Origin of the sequence: Echinicola vietnamensis DSM 17526 (assembly GCF_000325705.1) — a bacterium.
In the GTDB taxonomy this organism is placed as follows: Bacteria; Bacteroidota; Bacteroidia; order Cytophagales; family Cyclobacteriaceae; genus Echinicola; species Echinicola vietnamensis.
This window is the reverse complement of the sequence record NC_019904.1, coordinates 5,486,063-5,504,715: the sequence shown is the minus strand read 5'-3', so window position 1 is coordinate 5,504,715 and position 18,653 is coordinate 5,486,063. Positions and strand designations below refer to the sequence as shown.

17 protein-coding genes are annotated in these 18,653 nt (G+C 47.3%); 15 read left to right on the top strand and 2 right to left on the bottom strand.

Features of this window, described 5'->3' with window-relative positions; genetic code table 11:
• The first annotated feature begins 43 nt into the window (after positions 1-43).
• The 12 genes from ECHVI_RS22385 to ECHVI_RS22330 all read left to right on the top strand — a co-directional run bounded on the left by ECHVI_RS22385 (position 44) and on the right by ECHVI_RS22330 (position 14,049).
• Entirely contained in the window at positions 44-1,243 is a 1,200-nt protein-coding gene (locus tag ECHVI_RS22385) for an OprO/OprP family phosphate-selective porin (RefSeq protein ID WP_245553402.1), read from the top strand.
• Between the two features lie 166 nt (positions 1,244-1,409).
• Positions 1,410-2,789 carry an aminopeptidase P family protein gene (locus tag ECHVI_RS22380; RefSeq protein ID WP_015268288.1) on the top strand — a complete coding sequence of 460 codons (1,380 nt, stop codon included), beginning with the start codon at positions 1,410-1,412 and terminating at the stop codon, positions 2,787-2,789.
• Positions 2,790-3,008: 219 nt separating this feature from the next.
• Entirely contained in the window at positions 3,009-3,359 is a 351-nt protein-coding gene (locus ECHVI_RS22375; protein WP_015268287.1) for a hypothetical protein, read from the top strand.
• A gap of 130 nt (positions 3,360-3,489) precedes the next feature.
• Positions 3,490-3,954 carry a COG2426 family protein gene (locus ECHVI_RS22370; protein ID WP_015268286.1) on the top strand — a complete coding sequence of 155 codons (465 nt, stop codon included), beginning with the start codon at positions 3,490-3,492 and terminating at the stop codon, positions 3,952-3,954.
• A gap of 318 nt (positions 3,955-4,272) precedes the next feature.
• Positions 4,273-5,772: an arylsulfatase gene (locus ECHVI_RS22365; RefSeq protein WP_015268285.1), complete on the top strand. Its 1,500-nt coding sequence runs from the start codon at positions 4,273-4,275 to the stop codon at positions 5,770-5,772.
• 38 nt (positions 5,773-5,810) lie between these two features.
• Positions 5,811-7,322: an arylsulfatase gene (locus ECHVI_RS22360; RefSeq protein ID WP_015268284.1), complete on the top strand. Its 1,512-nt coding sequence runs from the start codon at positions 5,811-5,813 to the stop codon at positions 7,320-7,322.
• 185 nt (positions 7,323-7,507) lie between these two features.
• The gene (locus tag ECHVI_RS22355; RefSeq protein ID WP_041739166.1) at positions 7,508-8,473 is read left to right on the top strand and encodes an AAA family ATPase; all 966 of its coding nucleotides are present in this window, start codon (positions 7,508-7,510) and stop codon (positions 8,471-8,473) included.
• Between the two features lie 9 nt (positions 8,474-8,482).
• Positions 8,483-9,421 carry a DUF58 domain-containing protein gene (locus ECHVI_RS22350; protein WP_015268282.1) on the top strand — a complete coding sequence of 313 codons (939 nt, stop codon included), beginning with the start codon at positions 8,483-8,485 and terminating at the stop codon, positions 9,419-9,421.
• Entirely contained in the window at positions 9,418-9,921 is a 504-nt protein-coding gene (locus ECHVI_RS22345) for a DUF4381 domain-containing protein (RefSeq protein ID WP_015268281.1), read from the top strand. Before ECHVI_RS22350 ends, ECHVI_RS22345 begins: the two co-directional genes overlap by 4 nt.
• A complete protein-coding gene (locus ECHVI_RS22340; protein ID WP_015268280.1) occupies positions 9,908-10,915 on the top strand; it encodes a VWA domain-containing protein in 1,008 nt (335 codons plus the stop codon). Before ECHVI_RS22345 ends, ECHVI_RS22340 begins: the two co-directional genes overlap by 14 nt.
• Positions 10,908-12,632 carry a VWA domain-containing protein gene (locus ECHVI_RS22335; RefSeq protein ID WP_015268279.1) on the top strand — a complete coding sequence of 575 codons (1,725 nt, stop codon included), beginning with the start codon at positions 10,908-10,910 and terminating at the stop codon, positions 12,630-12,632. The genes ECHVI_RS22340 and ECHVI_RS22335 overlap by 8 nt, the downstream gene beginning before the upstream one ends.
• Complete coding sequence (locus ECHVI_RS22330) at positions 12,616-14,049, top strand: BatD family protein (protein ID WP_157501576.1); 1,434 nt, start codon at positions 12,616-12,618, stop codon at positions 14,047-14,049. The genes ECHVI_RS22335 and ECHVI_RS22330 overlap by 17 nt, the downstream gene beginning before the upstream one ends.
• On the opposite strand, the gene ECHVI_RS22325 is transcribed toward ECHVI_RS22330, so the two are convergent.
• Entirely contained in the window at positions 14,039-15,367 is a 1,329-nt protein-coding gene (locus tag ECHVI_RS22325) for an aminotransferase class I/II-fold pyridoxal phosphate-dependent enzyme (RefSeq protein WP_015268277.1), read from the bottom strand. The two genes, ECHVI_RS22330 and ECHVI_RS22325, sit on opposite strands and share 11 nt — an antisense overlap.
• 886 nt (positions 15,368-16,253) lie before the next feature.
• Between ECHVI_RS22325 and ECHVI_RS22315 the strand changes: the two genes are divergently transcribed.
• From ECHVI_RS22315 to ECHVI_RS22305, 3 genes are all read left to right on the top strand, one after another.
• A complete protein-coding gene (locus ECHVI_RS22315; protein ID WP_041739160.1) occupies positions 16,254-16,517 on the top strand; it encodes an OmpA family protein in 264 nt (87 codons plus the stop codon).
• Positions 16,518-16,586: 69 nt separating this feature from the next.
• Complete coding sequence (locus ECHVI_RS22310) at positions 16,587-16,832, top strand: hypothetical protein (protein ID WP_157501574.1); 246 nt, start codon at positions 16,587-16,589, stop codon at positions 16,830-16,832.
• A gap of 499 nt (positions 16,833-17,331) precedes the next feature.
• Positions 17,332-17,655: a hypothetical protein gene (locus ECHVI_RS22305; protein WP_015268276.1), complete on the top strand. Its 324-nt coding sequence runs from the start codon at positions 17,332-17,334 to the stop codon at positions 17,653-17,655.
• A gap of 154 nt (positions 17,656-17,809) precedes the next feature.
• Here the strand turns inward: ECHVI_RS22305 and ECHVI_RS22300 are convergent, their stop codons facing one another.
• The gene (locus ECHVI_RS22300) at positions 17,810-18,637 is read right to left on the bottom strand and encodes a mechanosensitive ion channel family protein (protein WP_015268275.1); all 828 of its coding nucleotides are present in this window, start codon (positions 18,635-18,637) and stop codon (positions 17,810-17,812) included.
• Positions 18,638-18,653: the final 16 nt, after the last annotated feature.

Below are 18,653 nucleotides of genomic sequence, written 5' to 3'. Positions count from 1 at the left end.
GTACCAAATACTTACATTTACAAAAAAAAAACGCTTTATGGACATGGGCAAACTGTGTGTTGCTGTCTGTGTATGGCTGTCGTTTGCTGTGACTACCCATGCCCAGACCGCATCAACAGATTCGGCAAGTGTGGATATCAGGCACACTTCTAAGGGATTCCAATTTACCACTCCAGAAAATAGGTTTCAGTTGCAAATAGCAGGAAGGCTGCAATTTCGATACGCGTTCCCTTACGACCAAAATCCATTGGATTTTGATGATTTTGAAGAACCGGATCAGCACCTTTTTAAGGTAAACCGTGCTCGTCTAAAGGTTGGTGGACATGCCTATCAGCCTTGGTTGAAGTATTATTTCGAATATGAATTGGGCGCAAGCAGGCTGCTGGATTTTAGGGTGATGGTGGAAAAATGGCCATGGTTAAGCTTTAAGGCGGGACAGTGGAAAGTGGAATATACCCGAGAAAGGTCCATTTCCAGTGGGAAGCAGCAAATGCTGGAGCGGTCCTTGATCAACAGGCCTTTTACCATCGACCGTCAACAAGGCGTATCGGTATATGGACGAATTGATGAGGGTGGTTTACTGGATTTTAATTACCACTTTTCAATATTGACCGGCATGGGACGTGAAACGCGGCACAACGACGATAAAAAGCTCATGTATGTCGGAAAAGTTTTCTGGAATTTTTTGGGCGACGGGGTGGCCATTTCCGGCTCAGATCTGAAGCACCAATCCAAGCCTCAGGCGTCCATTGCTTTGGCAGGAGCCACCAATACCAGCCCGTATACCCGTTTTTCTTCCAGTGGTGGAGGTGAATTGGCAGGGTATGGATCAGGAGCTCCGGGCCAATACCAAGTCAACCAGTGGGTGGTGGAAACCGCCTTCCAGTACAAGTCCTTCAGTTGGCAAAGTGAATACCACAGGAAAAGGATAAACGATAACTATGGCCCCAACACGGGACATTTGGCAGGGTTGTACGTCCAAGGCGGTTATATTCTGAATCATCAAGACGCTGCCAAGGGCAAGCCGCTTTTCGAGATCGCTTCCCGGTATGTACACTATCAGCCGGAGCTGAGCCTTCCCCAAAACAGTGAGGAAGAGTATACCTTGGCATTCAACTGCTTCTTTAATGGGCACCTCAATAAGCTGACTGCAGATTTTACCTTCTTTGACTTTGATGAGATGTCCCAAAACCGGGAGGCCAATGACTGGCGGGTGAGGGTGCAATATGATTTCTCTTTCTAAGCACTGCTGCCAGAGGCCCCGTTGCGGCATCGCCCGGTTCCTTTTATGGAGCGCGGGCTAATAAGGTAAGGCCGGGGCCTATCGTCAATAACGGTGATCTTTTTTTGATTGACCGAAATACTTTCGGACATTTGTGTTTTAATTATTATTAACCGACCCACTTATAATGTTCAAAAGAGAAATATACCAAGAAAGAAGGGCCAAGCTCAGGGCTGAAATGGGCAGTGGTCAATTGCTGTTTTTGGGCAATGATGAAGCCAGTATCAACTTCAAGCACAATTGGTACCCGTACCGACAGGACAGTACTTTTTTATATTACTTTGGAATTTCCTTGCCGGGATTGGTAGGGGTGATCGACTGTGATGCGGATAAAGATTATATTTTCGGAAACGATTATGAGATAGACGATATCGTATGGACCGGGCCGCAGCCTACCATCGCTGAGCTTGGGGAACAAGTAGGGGTAAGCCATACCGGTTCTTTGGAAAAGTTGGGTAAGATCGTTCAGGCAGATTGCCATATTTTGCCTCCATACAGGGGAGAACACGTCCTACAGCTCAGGGGGCTGCTGGGGAAATCCGTGGAGGAAATAGAAAAAATGCCTTCTGTTAAACTGATCCAAGCGGTGGCAAAGCAGCGTAATATCAAGTCAGCTGAAGAACTGGAGCAGATGGACGAAGCGGTAAGCAGAACATCAGCAGTGCACCTGGCCGTGATGAAGGCAGCGCGGGCAGGCATGAAGGAATATGAGTTGGTAGCCGTGGCCACCAGTGTGGCCCGGTCTTATAATGCTTCCTTGGCTTTTCCTCCCATTGCCACCAAAGACGGACAAACCCTGCACAACCATTACTACGGCAATACCCTGAAAGAAGGGGATATCTTGCTTTTTGATTCAGGAGCTGAATCTACGGAATTTTATGCCGGCGATATGACCAGGACTTTTCCTGTTAGTGCCAAGTTTGACAGCAGACAACGAGAGCTTTACGAATGCGTGTACAATGCCCATCGTGCCGCAGTGGAGGCCCTGCGGCCCGGGAAGCGTTTCTTGGATGTCCATTTATTGGCAGCTGAAACCTTGGTGGAAGGCCTGAAAGGTGTGGGCTTGATGAAGGGAGATGCCAAAGAGGCCGTGGCCGCCGGTGCACATACCATGTTCTTTCAATGTGGACTGGGCCATATGATGGGCTTGGACGTGCACGATATGGAAAACCTGGGAGAGCAGTATGTAGGCTATACTCCTGAACTCCAAAAATCCACTGAGTTTGGGTTGAAGTCACTGAGACTTGGCAAGGCTTTGGAGCCGGGCAATGTGATTACCGTGGAACCGGGCATATATATCATTCCCGAGCTGATAGACATGAACAAAGCAGCGGGCAAATTCAAGGAATTTATCGATTACGATAAATTGGAGACTTACCGGGACTTTGGAGGAATCCGTGTGGAAGAGGATTTTGCCATTACCGATAGCGGTGCAGACCTATTGGGAACGCCACTTCCCATTGCGCCCGATGAGGTGGAAAAAGTCCGAACGGAAGCGTTGTCCTAAGGGGCAGCGTCATGTTCAGAACGAGCCATTCAGCACACACGTTCAGGTGCTGGATGGCTTTTTTTTTAGCCTGTTACTGCCAAAAGATGGGGGATGGTCCAAAAAAATGGTCAAGGTGTCATGTAATATACAATTGGCATCAAACTTGATTAAATGTTTTTCGTAGAAGTGTAATGGTTGTTTGCCATAAATCAGTTTAAAGTATCTACATTCGCGATAATGAATAAGAGCTCCAAAATCGTTTTCTTTTTATTCTGCCTGGTGGCCTTTACCTTTTTCCTTGGGGAAATGGAAGAGGCGACTGTAGCCAAGGCTGTAAAAGAAAATGTCCGCTTGGCGAAGGGAAAGGATTTTTCCTTGGCCAGGAGCCATGTTCAGGCGCGTTCTACAGCCGAGCGGGTAAGCTTCAGTGATCATGAGCAACATCCGAGCAAAACCTTTTTCCTGAAGTCAGTAGACTTTAGCGTACACGATCAAGTTTTTTTAAGTGCTTATAATCCGCTATGGAAAGCTTCGCCATGTCAAGGAGCTGTGCCGCATTTTTCAGGAAGGGCTCCGCCGGTTTGCTGAGTTCCTGCCATCAACTATTGATTTAAACAACCTCGTTTCACGCCTTAATGGATGTGCCCGGATCGTTTCGGTACGTTGCTGTTAAGAAATGTGAAAAACGAGCATTTCCTACGTATTTATTTTATTCTAAATGATCAATATCATAATCTACACCTTTTTATTGAGTATTTCTCCCTTTGGAGAGTCGCGGGTAGGCATTCCGTACGGAGTCCTCAATGGCCTCCATCCGCTGACAGCATTGGGAGTAGGACTGATCGCCAATTTGCTGGTATTTCCTTTGATGATGTTTTTGATCGATACCTTCAATGGTAAATTATGGCAGTATCGGGTATACAAAAGCCAATCGGTAAAATTGATGCGCCGCGCCAAAAGTGGCGTAGGCGATAAAATCCAAAAATACGGCTTCTGGGGCTTGATGATGTTTGTCATGATTCCGCTGCCCTTCACGGGGGTTTACATGGGGACCATTGCAGCCTACATCTTCAAATTGCCACGTGTCTCTTCTTTTGTAGCCATTAGTATAGGAGCGGTGATCTCCTGTTTGATCTTGGCGTTCGGATCGCATTTGGGTAGTTTGGTGCCCAGCCTGTTTTAAAGAAAACGGGTTAGGGAACATGGAATTTAAATGCCCTGCAGGAAGCCGACGAGTTTCCTGCAGGGCATTTATTGTTTTGCCCTCCTTAAATTTGAGGTAAGGTTTTTACACTGATTTTTGTCATCAACATCAGCTTTACACCATTTGGATATGGCGATGGCATAGTGGTAAGTTTTCGGAGCTCGGCTGCCCTCTGTCTTTTTAAAACGATCTTTTCTTGCAAACATTCCATAAATATTGGCAGGCACTGGTAAAGGTTACCATTATTCGTTTGGGATAATTTATAACTTCAATTAGAATTTGAAAAAACGTGAAAGTATGGTACGCAAGACACCTTTATTTTTAACAGTGCTTCTTGTGCTGTGGGGATTCTATCCTTCCATGGGGCAAGAAAAACCAAACATATTGGTCATCATGGGGGATGACATTGGTTGGTTCAATACGAGTGCCTATAACGATGGAATGATGGGCTATACGACGCCAAACATCGATCGGATTGCCAATGAGGGCATGCGGTTTACGGATGCCTATGGTCAGCAAAGCTGTACCGCCGGAAGGGCGGCTTTCATTACCGGCCAGAGTCCGAAGCGAACAGGGTTGCTTAAGATTGGGATGCCGGGAGATCCCATGGGGCTACAGCCTGAAGATCCCACCATCGCCGAACTGCTCAAACCCCATGGCTATGCTACGGGTCAGTTCGGGAAGAACCACCTTGGTGATTTGGATGAATTTTTGCCTACAAATCATGGATTTGATAGATTTTTTGGCAATCTCTACCACTTGAATGCAGAGGAAGAGCCCGAAAATCCCGATTACCCCAAAAGTGCAGACTTTAGAGAGAATTATGGCCCACGGGGAGTGCTGAAATCCAGCGCAGATGGCCCAGTTCAGGATACCGGGCCTTTGACCAAGGAGCGTATGGAAACCATTGATCAGGAGTTCTTGGATGCTACCATGGATTTCATCGAAGAACAGCACGATGCCGATAAACCATTTTTCGCTTGGTTTAATACCACCCGAATGCACATTTTTACCCATTTACCAGAAGAGTATGATGGGAAGACAGGTTTGGGAATCATGGCAGACGGCATGACCCAGCACGATTATCAAATTGGAATTTTGCTGGACAAACTTGATGAGTTGGGCATAACGGATAATACCATTGTGATTTATACTACCGATAACGGAGCGGAAAAATTCTCTTGGCCTGATGGTGGAACTTCCCCGTTCAAAGGAGAAAAGGCCACCACTTGGGAAGGCGGTATCCGTGTGCCGTTTATGATCCGATGGCCAGAGAAGATTGCCGCAGGTAAAGTTTCCAATGAGATCATTTCGCTAGAAGACTGCTTACCTACATTATTGGCTGCTGCTGGAGATTCGGATATCAAATCCAAACTCCTCAATGGCCATAGCGCTGCGGGCAAGACCTTCAAAGTCCATATTGATGGGTATAATTTTCTACCTTATCTGACGGGTGATGCAGAGGAGGGTCCCAGAAATGAATTTTTTGCCTTTGTGGATGATGGATCTTTGGGCGCGGTGCGGTACGGAAGATGGAAGTTCCATTTTTCCACCCAAGATCATGAGGGGCTTGGTGCGTGGATTTATCCCCAAACCGTACTGAAGGCTCCTCTTTTGGTGGATCTCTATGCCGATCCATTTGAGTTGGCCATGGATAATTCTGCCTATTACGATGATTGGGTAGTACGCCGGATGTTTGCTTTTGAACCATTGAAAAATATCGTGGGAAGTTTTATGGCGACCTTTAAGGATTTTCCTCCTAGACAGGAGTCGGGAAGTTTCACCCCTAGGCAATAAAAGACTTTAATTTTACATGTTCACCTAAACCATTTCTAATGATCAGAAAACTATTAGTAACCTGCATTTTGGCAACCGGTGGTTGGCAGCTTGCAGAAGCTCAGGACAAGCCGAATGTGCTTGTCATCTGGGGGGACGACATTGGTTGGTCCAATGTCGGATTTAACAACAACGGGCTGATGGGCTATGAGACGCCCAATATTGACCGGATAGCGAATGAAGGAGCTGTTTTCACCGATTGGTACGGACAGCAGTCCTGTACAGCCGGTCGTGCGGCATTTATTTTAGGTCAGCATCCTTTTAGATCTGGTCTTTTGACAATTGGTATGCCGGGAGATTCCCATGGTATTCAGGCTTCGCAGCCCACCATTGCGGATCTGCTGAAGCCTCAGGGCTATGCCACTGGCCAATTCGGTAAAAACCACTTGGGCGATCAGGACGAGCACCTGCCTACCAACCATGGTTTTGATGAGTTTTTCGGAAACCTTTACCACCTTAATGCTGAAGAAGAACCGGAAGGTTATTATTATCCCAAGGATCCCGAGTTCAGAAAGAAATTTGGCCCAAGAGGGGTGATTCACAGTACCGCTGACGGCAGTATCGAAGATACCGGTCCCTTGACCAAGCAGCGGATGGAAACCGTCGATGAGGAGTTTGAAGATGCAGCCATCGAATTCATCGAAAAGGCTCACGCTGATGGCAAGCCATTCTTTGTATGGCTGAGCGCTACTCGTATGCACGTTTGGACACACTTGAAGGAGGAAAGCGAAGGTGTGACTGGAATTGGGCTATATCCAGATGGAATGGTTGAGCATGATAAGGCAGTAGGAAGAATTCTGGATAAACTAGATGAGCTCGGGATAACAGACAATACCATTGTGATGTATTCTACCGACAATGGAGCAGAGAAAGTCACTTGGCCTGATGGTGGTAGTTCGCCTTTCCGAGGCGAAAAAGGTACCACTTGGGAAGGTGGTTTCCGAGTGCCATGTGCCATTCGTTGGCCAGGGGTAATCGAGCCAGGAACGGTATTTAATGATATTTTCTCTCATGAAGATATGATGCCGACCATTTTGGCCGCCGCTGGTGAGCCCAATATCAAGGAAAAAGTATTGAACGGTTATCAGGCCAATGGGAAGACCTTCAAGCAGCACTTGGATGGGTATAATATGTTACCGTTCCTGAAAGGTGAGGTAGAAGAATCCCCGAGAAAGGAAATTTTCTACTTTGATGCCGGAGCTAACCTAAACGCCATCCGTTATGGTATGTGGAAGCTACATTTTACCATCATGGAGGGTGATATTACCGAAGCATATCGAAAATCTCCTAGCTGGCCATTGATCGTTAATTTAAGAGCCGATCCGTATGAAGTTTCTCCAGACTCAAGGATGTATGTTCGATGGTATGGTGAAAATATGTGGTTGTTTGTGCCTGCGCAGCGTTACGCAGCAGAGTTTTTGTCCACATTTAAGGACTTTCCTCCACAGACAGGATCTTCCCTTTCCATCGACAAAGTGGTACAGCAGATGGCCAGTCCTCCAAGAAATTAGGCGGATCATTTCATGAAGTATCATCAAAATGGGGCGGCAATTCTTTGGCTGCCCCTTTTTGACTTGAATGTTTATCGGATTAGGGGAAGGTTGTTTATGAAGTATTGGGACAGTGCTTTCTGACCGGTAGCCCAATCAATACTCAAACACCATTAGCAAAATAATCAGTATTCAACAGCCATTACATGACAGCAATCGAATCAATACAGGAGCTTAAAACACGCATGTCGGCCGCTATTATTGGACAGGATAAGTTGATCGAGCGCATTATCCTTGTCCTGCTGGCAGATGGGAACATGCTTTTGGAAGGGCTTCCCGGCCTGGCCAAAACCCGGGCGATCAAGACCCTTTCCAAGGAATTGGACTGTGGGCTGAGCAGGATCCAGTTTACGCCGGACCTCTTGCCTTCCGATATCACCGGGACAGAAATCTACCAGCCCGAACTAAAAGAAAAATTCGTTTTCCAGCAGGGACCTATTTTTAGCAACCTGATCTTGGCCGATGAGATCAACAGGGCTCCTGCAAAAGTGCAATCCGCCTTGCTTGAGGCGATGGAGGAGCGACAAGTGTCTGTGGCGGGGAAGACCTACGCCATGGATCCATTGTTTATGGTCATGGCCACGCAAAACCCGGTGGAACAGGAAGGGACCTATCCGCTTCCAGAGGCGCAAATGGACCGTTTTCTCATGCACGTGGTCATCGATTATCCCGACGATGCGTCCGAATTGGCCATTCTCCGCCTAAACAGGGAGGAGCAGCAAACGGCCAAAGAGGAACAAAAGGAACGGCTGAGTCCTGAAGTGATTTTTACGGCCAGAAAGGAGATCGCTCACGTGAAGATCAGTGAGCCGATGGAAAAGTATATCGTAGACCTTATCTCAGCGACCCGCTATCCCGAAAAGTACAGTGAAGAACTGGACAGTTGGATTGATTTTGGGGCCAGCCCGAGGGGGAGCATAGCGATGGACCGGGCCTCGAGGACCCACGCTTGGATGGAAGGCCGTGACCATGTGACGCCCGAAGATGTGCGGGCGGTGGTGCATGACTGTCTCCGGCACCGCCTTATCCTAAGCTATGAAGCCAATGCTGAGGGCATTACGGCCGATAAGGTGCTGGAGGAAGTGATCAGTAAGGTAGCTGTAGTAGCATAAAAGAAACGTATGGCCAAGGTGCGCGAAAAATATCCTGCGGAGGTTTTTACCTCCCTGCCCGAACTGCTCAGGATGGAGTACGTGGCCCATCACTTTAGCCTGAGGGCTAGAAAGCAGAAGGTGAATACCATTTTGGCAGGCAAGCATGCATCCAAACTGCGCGGAAGGGGGCTTGACTTTGAGGAGGTCAGGAATTATGTGAAGGGAGACGATATCCGCAACATCGACTGGAAGGTTACCGCGAGGACCCAGCGGACACATACCCGGGTGTTTACCGAAGAAAAGGAAAAGCCGGCATTGATAGTGGTAGACCAGTCGAAATCCATGTTTTTTGGTTCTCAGAAACGCACCAAATCCGTCGTGGCGGCAGAGTTAGCGGCCATGCTGGCGTTTCGGGTGCTCAAAGAGGGAGACCGTGTAGGCGGAGTGGTCTTTGCGGATGAGGGAACCGATATTATATTTCCCAAGCGAGACCGGAAAAATATTTTGCGGTTTATGGAGAAAATTGTTTCCCGAAACCACGAGCTGGCTCATTCCAATGAATTTGAATTTGATGTGGCACTCCGGGATGTGATTGCCCGGATCAGGAATATTGTTACGCATGATTTTTTGGTTTTTTTTATCGGGGATTTTCACCGCTATTCTCCGCAGACAATCAAGTACCTCAAGCAGATAGCCCAGCATAATGACGTGGTGGTGGCCAAAGTGTATGATCCCATGGAGCGTACGGTGCCGAAGGCGAAATTTATCGCCGGGAACCAAGACTACCAAGTGAGTATAGATGGCCAAAAATCCCACGTGCGCAAGCAATTTGAGGAAGGGTTTGATGCTGATTTGATGGGCTTTGAGGCCACCCTGAAGAAACACCGCATTCCGGTGTTCAGCGTGGATACGGTAACACCATTGGAAAGTCAGATCAAGGCATATTTTAAAAAGGGCAAACAATGAGCATGTTGGTGAGGCAAGATTCTTTGGCGACCGATTCCCTGGTCCACTTAGCTGCAAAGCTCGATCTGGGGCCTTTGCAGGAACCATCGGCAGTGCCTTTTTCTTTTGAGACCATTGGCTGGCCGATTTTGGGAGGATTGGTGCTCCTGGGGATTTTGATCGTTGGCTTTTTAAAGGTGAGGGCCTATCGAAAAAATGCCTACCGTAGATCAGCCTTGGCAGAGCTTGAGCGGGTCGTTTCGGGCCAAAGTCCTTTGGTCCATAGCCTTGTGCTCCTAAAACGCACCGCCATGCATGCTTATGGAAGGGATCAGGTCGGGAACATGTATGGAAAGGCCTGGTACATGTTTTTGGACAAAAAGGCCCAAGGGGTTCAATTTGCTTCGATCTATGACCGGATCGAACGATTGGTTTATCAGGAAGAGCAACCGGACGAGCAGGTGAGGAAAGCTATTATTTCAAATACCAAAAAGTGGATAAGAGACCATGATGCCAGCTAATTTTGAAATTGCGTACCCGTGGGTTTTTTGGCTGTTTCCGCTGCCATTATTGCTGTTTTGGCTGCTGCCTCCCTTGCGGATGAGAAGTGCTGCCCTACTGTTTCCGGGGTACCAAAGGGCTTTGGATTATACCGGTGGCAAACCTCGGAAGTCCGCTTTGGTGAAAAGAAGGAACTTCTTCAATTGGTTGGCACTCATCCTGATTTGGGGGTTGTTTTTGGCGGCCCTTTCTTCTCCACAGCTGGTAGGGGAACCCAAAATGAAGGTGAAGACCTCTCGTAATTTTTTGATTACAGCCGATATTTCATTTAGCATGGCCCAGAAGGACTGGGAAGTCGATGGGCAAAAAGTACGTCGATGGGATGCGGTTAAATCACTGATGCACGAATTTATCGAGAAGCGTGAAGGAGACCGGATGGGCTTGGTGTTTTTTGCGACCAATGCATATGTGCAGGCGCCGTTTACGCCTGACCTGCAGACAGTGGACCAAATGCTGGAAGAGGCAGATGTGGGGATGGCGGGCCAGATGACCCATATTGGTAAAGCCATTGCCAAGGGGATTGACATGTTTGATCAAGATACCATTAAGACCAAAGTAATGCTGTTGCTTACCGATGGAGTGGATGCCGGGACGGATGTGCTGCCGTTGGATGGCGCGGATATGGCCAAGCAGGATTCAGTGATGATCTATACGATCGGTATTGGTGATCCGGGCAGCCAAAGTTCGGACCTGGATGAGAAGACCCTTCAGCAGATCGCGGAGATGACAGGAGGGAAGTACTTTCTGGCCAAAGATGCCGAGCAGTTACAGCAGATTTATACTGAGGTGGACAAGCTGGAACCGATCGAATATGAGGAAGAGGAGCATCGCCCTGAGACCTTGCTGTACATGTACCCACTGGCAGCGGCCTTGGGCTTGGCCTTTCTCGCGAACTTAGTGGCCAGCCTGGTGGGATTATTGAAGAAATCACGAAACCGAGAGGCGTATGTTTGAAGATTTGTTTCCAATAGATTGGGAGGCCTTTCACTTTTTGAGGCCAACGCTGCTTTGGGGATTTGCCGGGGTGGGCTTGTTGCTGGTACTGGGCTTGGCCAACCTTCAGGAGCGGATGCCGTGGAAAAAACACATTGCCCCTCATCTTAGGCCTTTTATGATTGCCAAAGGCAGTGGACGGATGAAGCTGATAATGCACCTGTTGATGGTCTTTGGGCTCAGTCTGGGTGTCCTGGCCTTGGCTGGTCCCACTTGGAAAAAGGTGGAAGTGCCCGGGCAGGTATTGGAAACGCCGATGGTGATCCTGCTGGACCTGTCCCAAAGCATGCTCGCCGACGACATTCAGCCCAACAGGCTGGAACGGGCCAAGTTTAAAGTGGCCGATTTGCTGGATGCCCGCCCGGGAGCGAGGGTGGCGTTAGTGGGGTATGCCGGGACTGCCCATACGATCGTGCCCTTGACCTCGGATTATAACATTATCAAAAGCCATATTGAGACCTTGTCTCCTAAGGTGATGCCCTTCAGGGGGTCGGACCTTTCCAAGGGGCTGGCCTTGGCGGATAGCTTGATGGCGGTGACCGCTGCGCCGGGGACGGTGTTGCTGCTGTCCGATGATTTTTCGGAGGAGACTTTTAAGACCATCCAGGGATTTATGACCTCCCGGAAAGGGCGGCTGGAGATCATGCCCTTTAATACCCCTTCGGGGGGCGAGGTGCCTGCCTATGCTGGCAGCGGATCGTTGACGGTAGGTGGTAAGGCGGTGCATTCTGCGATGGACGCGACGGTGTTGAGCCAGCTTGGTTCGCTGGAAAACTGTCGGGTGCACACCCTTACCTTGGATGACAGCGATGTGAAGTGGATTGCCGAGCATGTGAGGGAAAACCTTCGTTTTACCGAGGAGCCCGAGGAAAAGCAAGACCAGTGGCGGGATGCCGGGCTGCTATTGGTAATTCCGGCGGCCCTAATCCTTTTGATGTGGTTCAGGCGTGGCTGGGTCGTGTTTGGGTTGGCGGTAATGCTCAGTTCATGCGGACAAAAAGAGCCCTTAGAAGGATTTGCGGACCTTTGGTACACAAGGGATTACCAAGGACAGCGGAAAAGTGATGTGGGGGATTTTGAAGAGGCGGCAAAGCTGTACCATGACCCGCTCCGTAAAGGAGTCGCTTTTTATAAGGCAGGGGACTATGATGATGCCATTCAGGCCTTGAGTCAGGATACCACTGCGATGGGAAGTTATAATTTGGGCTTGGCCTATTTTAAGGTCGGGGATTATGCAGCTGCTCAAATGGCTTTTGGGATGGCTGCTGTCCAAGACCCGACGTTGGCCGTGGCCACGAAAAACAAGCAAGCGCTGGACAGGGTGCTCTCAGGAGGACGTGAAATGGATCCTGCCAGTGCGGAAGAACAAGCTGAGAAAGGCCCTGCCAAAACCCGGCAAAACAAGAGTCCTGAGGATTTGAGTGGTGGAGGCCAAGAGGCGACCAAGAAAGACATGGAAAAGGAGCGCCTATCGGAAACCGCCACCACCGGAACCAGAACGGCCAAGGAGATGGACGAGGTGCCGGATGATTTTAAGTCGGGCGGGGGAGCTGATGACGCGCAAAAAGTACTGCTTCGAAAAATCGATGATGATCCCGCGCGGTTTCTGCAAAAGAAATTTGAATTTGAGGTGAAGCGAAAGAAAATCAAACCTGATCCGAATGAAAAAGCCTGGTAACCGGTATACACCTATGAAGGGAGCTGTCATTGCCCCACAAAAAGACAGAGCGGCACTGGACCGAAACGGGTATGGCTTGGTTTTGCTCAGGAGCTTGCTCGTGGGGTTGTGGTTGTTTTCCGCTTGGGTACTGCCCGTTTCGGCGCAGACCCTGTGGAGTGAGGTGCAGCTTAACAAGCGCACGGCGTATGTGGGTGAGCCGGTGGAGGTGACGGTTCGCGTATACACGTCCACTTGGTTTACCAAAGGGGTGGATCCCGGTAATATCAAGGTCAACGGTGCCTATACAGTGTTTTTTCGCAATATCAGTACCAGTACTTCCAGAAACGGCAAGACCTTTTCCGGAGTGGAAATGATCTACAATGTTTTTCCATTTGCCAATAAGGATATCACCATCCCCTCCATTGACATTACGGTGGAATCACCGGCAGAAGGCGGTTACAAGGGAAATTCACATGTCGTGAGCACCAAAGAACAGGTGATCAAGGTGAGGCCGGCTCCTCCCGGTTTTGATGTGGAAGGTTGGCTGGTGGCCAACGGCCTGAGTGTCCGTCAGGAATGGGGAGGGAAGCTAACCGATGTCAAAGTCGGCGATGTGATCCAGCGGACGATCATCCGAAATGCGGACAATACGGTTCCGCAGCTGATCCCGCCGGTAAAGTGGGACAGCCTGCCAGGGGTCAGCCAATATCCCGGCAGAAGCGACATTGAAAATATTCGTTCCAAAACGGCCATTGGAGCAGTCAGGAGCGATATGACGCGCTATCTTTTTGAAAAAGAAGGAACGGTGGAGATTCCCGAAATGGTGTTTACCTGGTGGAATCCATACCGTCAGCAGCTTTATAAACGGACCCTGCCGGCTGTTCAGGTAGAGGTAAAGCCCAATCCCAATTTGGGAATGCTGGAAACCTTAAAGGACTCCTTGATGGCGGTGCAGCAGGCGGAGGTGACCGCCGAAGCGGAGAAGGTGCCGTTGACATTTTTGGGCTTGAGTCCTGAGCAGTTGGCCATCATTTTGGCTTTGGTGGTGCTGCTGTTGTTTTTTATGCTGAAATATGTGCCGCGTTTGGTCAAGGGCTACCAAGCAAAGCGACAGGCTTATCTAAGGTCCGAGCCTTATTTCTTCAAGCAATTCAAGCAGGCGGCTAAGGGAAATGATGGCCAAGCGGTCATGCGAGCCCTTTACCGCTGGATCGACCGATTGGGGCTAGAGGAACCGACATTGGCATTTTTTGCAGAGCGGTGGGGAGATCAGGACTTCCAGGACCAGGTCAGCAGATTGTCCACAAAATCCTCTAAGGACCAACGCTTGGGAGAACATTTTGTCGATACCGTCAGTGCTGCCCGGAAAAGGTACTTTGAGGCGGCTAGGGTAATGCCTTCCACTGCGGAAAAGAGTGGATGGATCAATCCTTAGTTCGGACTGTTTTTTGCAGATAATCATCCAGGCGCTGGAGGGCCACCCTCAGGTGCGAAGGGATATGGTAGGAAATGACCAAGCGGAAATGGCCCTTCTGCCGGTGACCAAAGCCTTCCCCGGGGGTGAGCAGCACCCCGGTAGCATGATAGATGTCCAGCCATAATGCCTCCTGACCGATATCCGTGTTTTCCTCAAGCCAGTCTGAAAGATCGATCCAAACAAATAAGCTCCCTCGGGAAGGAACATAAGGAATTTGGTGCTTTTTGAGTAATTCCACTACCATCACATAGCATGCAGTCAGCTCCTTTTGATATTGCCGAAGGTAATCGGCAATAAAATCATGATCTTCCAAAAGGCACTGCAATATCCATTGGGTATAATTGGAGACCGAATGGGTCAGGTTGGCGTTGGCATAGGCATTAAGGAACGCTTCGTTATATGAGTGTACCAATCCTACCCGGAATCCTGATATGCCAAAATCCTTGGAAAAAGAATACCAGAGGTGGAGGTAGGGGCTTTTGTATGCGGCCATGATGTTGCCGAAAGACCTGAAGGAAACCTGTGCTGGGTAGTCACCGGCAATGGCCGGATGGTTAGTGTCGATCAGTGAGCATCCATAGATCTCATTGACCACCAAGTGGATGCGATGGTCGATGCACCAATCAGCAATGAGTGTGAGTTGCTTATCCGAATAAACAGCTCCAGTGGGGTTGTCAGGATGGGTGAGGACCAGGATTTTGAACCGCTCTCCCGATTCCTCTAGCGTTTTGAGCGCTTGGCGAAGGGACTTTTCATCAAGTGGAATACCAGCGGACAGTTCATCGATCGTGTCATGGGTCTGCAGGTCAAAGCGCTTTATGCCCGGAATGGCCCCTATGTCATTTTTATAGACGGGATAGGCAGGTGCTGGGAAAACGGCCGTGTCGCCTTCGTTTGCCAGTAAAAATACGCTGAGATCTATGACCGAAGTCAATCCCGATGAAAACGCCAAATGCTCCTGCTGGATGGGGCAGCCTATCAGAAACGTGGACAGGAACTGAGCCACGGTTTCCCGAAAGGAATCCACTCCGAGCGTGTTGCCGTACTTGGATGCCCAGTCTGGAACGATTTCGTTTTCTTGGATCTGCTGGATTTTGGACTTCAGCAGGTTCCAGCCCAAGGTGTTTTCTGCCATGTTTAGGGGGAAGGCTCCCTGGGGATTTTTACTGGGATGGTACAGGTTTTCCAAAGCATCAAAGTATACCTCCAAGTCTGCCCGCATGGGGCTTTCCATGATGGCTTTTGCCCGGTCGGAAATGGTATCGGTAGGATTCATGAGGGGTTGGTTTGGTTGACTAAGAATAAAGCTACAAAAGAGATTTGAACTTGTGGTGATCGTGGGTGGATTAAACCGGTTTTTGAGCTGTTTTTTAAGGTGGAATGCATGTCCCATTAATTGAAAAGGAAATGCATCCTATAGCGAAGATGTGTTTGATGTTTTTAGGTCTGGTGATGTGTAAAATAAAATTTACTTATTTTTGGTATAAATACTATGAAAAATGTAATTTAAAGTAACTTTAGGTTATTATAAGTTTGTATACGGATGTAATATTATAAAAAAATACTTAAATATAGTAAATATTATAATATACAAATTTTACGTATGACTTAATTACTGAAATAAAGTCAAGAAAAAGCATAATGAATGTTGGTTTTTTGTAAATGTTTTTGATTTAAGGTTTTGAAAATCAATTCTTAGTAGGGGTGTTTTTTCAAGGTTGAAGGCGATGGAAATGATGATGAAGTTTTTGGTGTTACGGTGATCGATTTTATTGATGCCTGCTGTCTCCGAACATGAGATTTTCATTTATCGGGGCAAAGGTATATACAAGTCGTCTGAACAACATTTAACGATTTGAAAACGAGCCAACATAGTGTGATTCAATTGTTCTTTTCAAAAAAAAAGCTGATAAATATCAGCTTTTAGCGAGATGTATATCAGGTCTAGGTCTTTTGGACTGGTCTAGTTTTGCTGGGATTAGGTGAAAAATGACAACAGGGGCCATAGTGGTATTCTCTAGGGTTTTCTGGAAATCAGCAGATTGGTCAATATCCTGAGGATGTCAGCTGCCGAAGCTTGGTGGAATTTACCATAGCGATAAATCCATGGTGGCTGTCCGTTATCATCAAGAAGAATTGGAAATTGTTTGATCGAATATAGCATGACTGCGAATTGCCGAGCGAATTTGAAGATCCCTGTTCCCAACCTGATTTTTTTGGGGGGGGAGACTACTGTTGTTTATTTTGATTTTGACAAGGCTTCGTTAAGGCCAAAAAGTGTCCATGACCTCGATAAGATAGCGATCCTTCTTCAGGTACATGATGAGTTCACAATTGAAGTGGTCGGCCATACGGATATTCGAGGGGTTAAAGTAGTGAAAGATTTCTTGCTAAACCAAGGGATCGAGGAGGGAAAGATCAGCTAAAATTGGTATTGTAGGACCAGGCCGGTGCATGACTGCAGCGATGCCTCTTGTACTGAAAAAGACCATCAATTGAACAGGAGGACGGAAATTACCTTTAAAATGAACGGAGGTGACCAGGCTAAACCGTCCGAGAAAACCACGCTCTCTCAGCAAGAACCGTCATTTGAATCCAGCCATTATATTATTTCAGGGGTGTTTTCCCAGGAAGAAAATGCCACACAATATTTGTCAAATCTAACTGAAGAGGACAGGTCGACGGCAGGATGTTTTTATGAAGAGCGAACTGGCTGTTATTATGGTTTCTTAGGTACCTAACCAATGCTGTTGTAGCAAGGGCAGAATTGGACAGTTATCAGCGGAAAGGGTTTAAAGAGGCTTGGATAAAGGAAGTCTTATGATAGGTAAATTGTTTGGAGATGAAAAGTTAAATGGGATTATCGAATCCCTCATTTGAGGCTACAGGAGGTAGGCACGTCGGGCAACGTGCGAAAGCGTAAGTTTTAGCTTTTTAAACCTTTGCGTACATGTGCGTAGGGCTAATGTTGGTTGTTGTTTCGTAATTATTTTTCTTTAAACCCGATGGTGCATTAGGAATCATGATAGGCTGCTCCGCCTACTATGAGAAAGTGCCAATACGATAAGCAAATTGATCAGTAGGGAGCGATAATGTCACCCAGATGGTTAGCCAGGGCTAAAGCAAAATGAGTGACCGATTTTAAAATAGCTTTTGGCCGGAATCCTTGTGCGCAGTGGCGTGGATTAGCTAATGCATATTTCAGGTTTGAAAATTAATCTTTACAGAAAATGACTTGTTATGAATGATTTAAATGAGGGCTGTGGCTACTATATTATCGAAAATGATCCGGAGGTGTTGACAAAGATTCAGCTAAGCCTGAGCCGCCATAAGTTTACCTGCCTTGGAAACAGCAATACTTTCGTAAAGGTGGGACAAAAACTAAAAGCGTGTACCCCGGCACCGGACATTGTGATGCTTGGTTTATATAAAGAAACCGTAAAAATACTTAACTACGTGATTGCGCAGTTTCCCAAAGCCAGTATAATTTTGCTTGTGAAGACAGGAGAGGAATTTGAGGATGAATTATTGAGCAAGGAAAGGGTTAACTATATCATGGTGTAAAAAAAACTGTCTCATCATTAAAACTGACCGATCCAAGGTTCCATAGGGAAGTTAGTTGCAGCTTAGGTTATGCGGCCAACAAGTTCCAATGAAGTGTCATTCAATTATGTGAATGGGATCATCGCCAACTTTAACTTATGAGACAGCATTTTTCTTATTCATTGCTCAGAATTTTTACTTTGGTATCCACGAGATCCTTAATCGGGACAATCATCTTTCCGCTATCGGTTTTAAGTGTGATAGAAATATTGTCGATGGCCAGGATTTCCCCTTCGATGTTATCAAATTTGATCACTTGACCGATTTGGTAATTCTTTTTAGAATAAAAACTGTAAAGAATTCGCAATACAACCTCTCTAGAACCCAATCCGATAGCCAAGGCAAAACAAGCAAGAAATGCTCCCAATACCAGGGAAAGATTGTCTGTGATGACATGGGTGTTGATTCCCGCTTGACTAAGGGCGGTTATACTGACAATGATCAGGATAATATAGCTGACAATATTGGAAATAACCGATGCGCCAGACCATCCAAACGATCGGAGTAACTCCCTGATGAACTTTTTGACCACAATGGACAGGTACACACCCAATACAAAAAGGATAATGGCCACAAAAACTTGGGGGATATATCCAAGAAATTTACTGATTTCGTCCGATACAGCATGTAACTGCAGGAAATCGGCACCGAAAATAATGATCAGGAGTACAAAAAAGAATTTGGCAAAGGCCATAATAATGGCCGAAGGTTTGATTTTGATATGGTTAAACAGATCACTTTCGCTAAGGTTTTCTGCCAAGTCGTCTATTTTGGATAACTTGAGCAGTTTCTTAATTAAAAAAAGCAAACCACGCATGATCAACCATGCCATTACCAACAGCACAATAAACACAAACAACCGGGGTAAAAAGTCACCAATTTGCTTGAGCGTGTTATCTACCAAGTAAAAACTCCAGTCTGTATTGTCGAAAACATCTTTCATAATAGCAATTGTAAAT

Bases quoted from the DNA above. Each gene is read 5' to 3' on its own strand.
- ECHVI_RS22335 (WP_015268279.1), top strand. From the start codon at position 10,908: ATGTTTGAAGATTTGTTTCCAATAGATTGGGAGGCCTTTCACTTTTTG.
- ECHVI_RS22380 (WP_015268288.1), top strand. From the start codon at position 1,410: ATGTTCAAAAGAGAAATATACCAAGAAAGAAGGGCCAAGCTCAGGGCT.
- ECHVI_RS22385 (WP_245553402.1), top strand. From the start codon at position 44: ATGGGCAAACTGTGTGTTGCTGTCTGTGTATGGCTGTCGTTTGCTGTG.
- ECHVI_RS22345 (WP_015268281.1), top strand. From the start codon at position 9,418: ATGAGCATGTTGGTGAGGCAAGATTCTTTGGCGACCGATTCCCTGGTC.
- ECHVI_RS22375 (WP_015268287.1), top strand. From the start codon at position 3,009: ATGAATAAGAGCTCCAAAATCGTTTTCTTTTTATTCTGCCTGGTGGCC.
- ECHVI_RS22330 (WP_157501576.1), top strand. From the start codon at position 12,616: ATGAAAAAGCCTGGTAACCGGTATACACCTATGAAGGGAGCTGTCATT.
- ECHVI_RS22300 (WP_015268275.1), bottom strand. From the start codon at position 18,637: ATGAAAGATGTTTTCGACAATACAGACTGGAGTTTTTACTTGGTAGAT.
- ECHVI_RS22350 (WP_015268282.1), top strand. From the start codon at position 8,483: ATGGCCAAGGTGCGCGAAAAATATCCTGCGGAGGTTTTTACCTCCCTG.
- ECHVI_RS22325 (WP_015268277.1), bottom strand. From the start codon at position 15,367: ATGAATCCTACCGATACCATTTCCGACCGGGCAAAAGCCATCATGGAA.
- ECHVI_RS22340 (WP_015268280.1), top strand. From the start codon at position 9,908: ATGATGCCAGCTAATTTTGAAATTGCGTACCCGTGGGTTTTTTGGCTG.
- ECHVI_RS22355 (WP_041739166.1), top strand. From the start codon at position 7,508: ATGACAGCAATCGAATCAATACAGGAGCTTAAAACACGCATGTCGGCC.
- ECHVI_RS22315 (WP_041739160.1), top strand. From the start codon at position 16,254: ATGACTGCGAATTGCCGAGCGAATTTGAAGATCCCTGTTCCCAACCTG.
- ECHVI_RS22360 (WP_015268284.1), top strand. From the start codon at position 5,811: ATGATCAGAAAACTATTAGTAACCTGCATTTTGGCAACCGGTGGTTGG.
- ECHVI_RS22305 (WP_015268276.1), top strand. From the start codon at position 17,332: ATGAATGATTTAAATGAGGGCTGTGGCTACTATATTATCGAAAATGAT.
- ECHVI_RS22365 (WP_015268285.1), top strand. From the start codon at position 4,273: ATGGTACGCAAGACACCTTTATTTTTAACAGTGCTTCTTGTGCTGTGG.
- ECHVI_RS22370 (WP_015268286.1), top strand. From the start codon at position 3,490: ATGATCAATATCATAATCTACACCTTTTTATTGAGTATTTCTCCCTTT.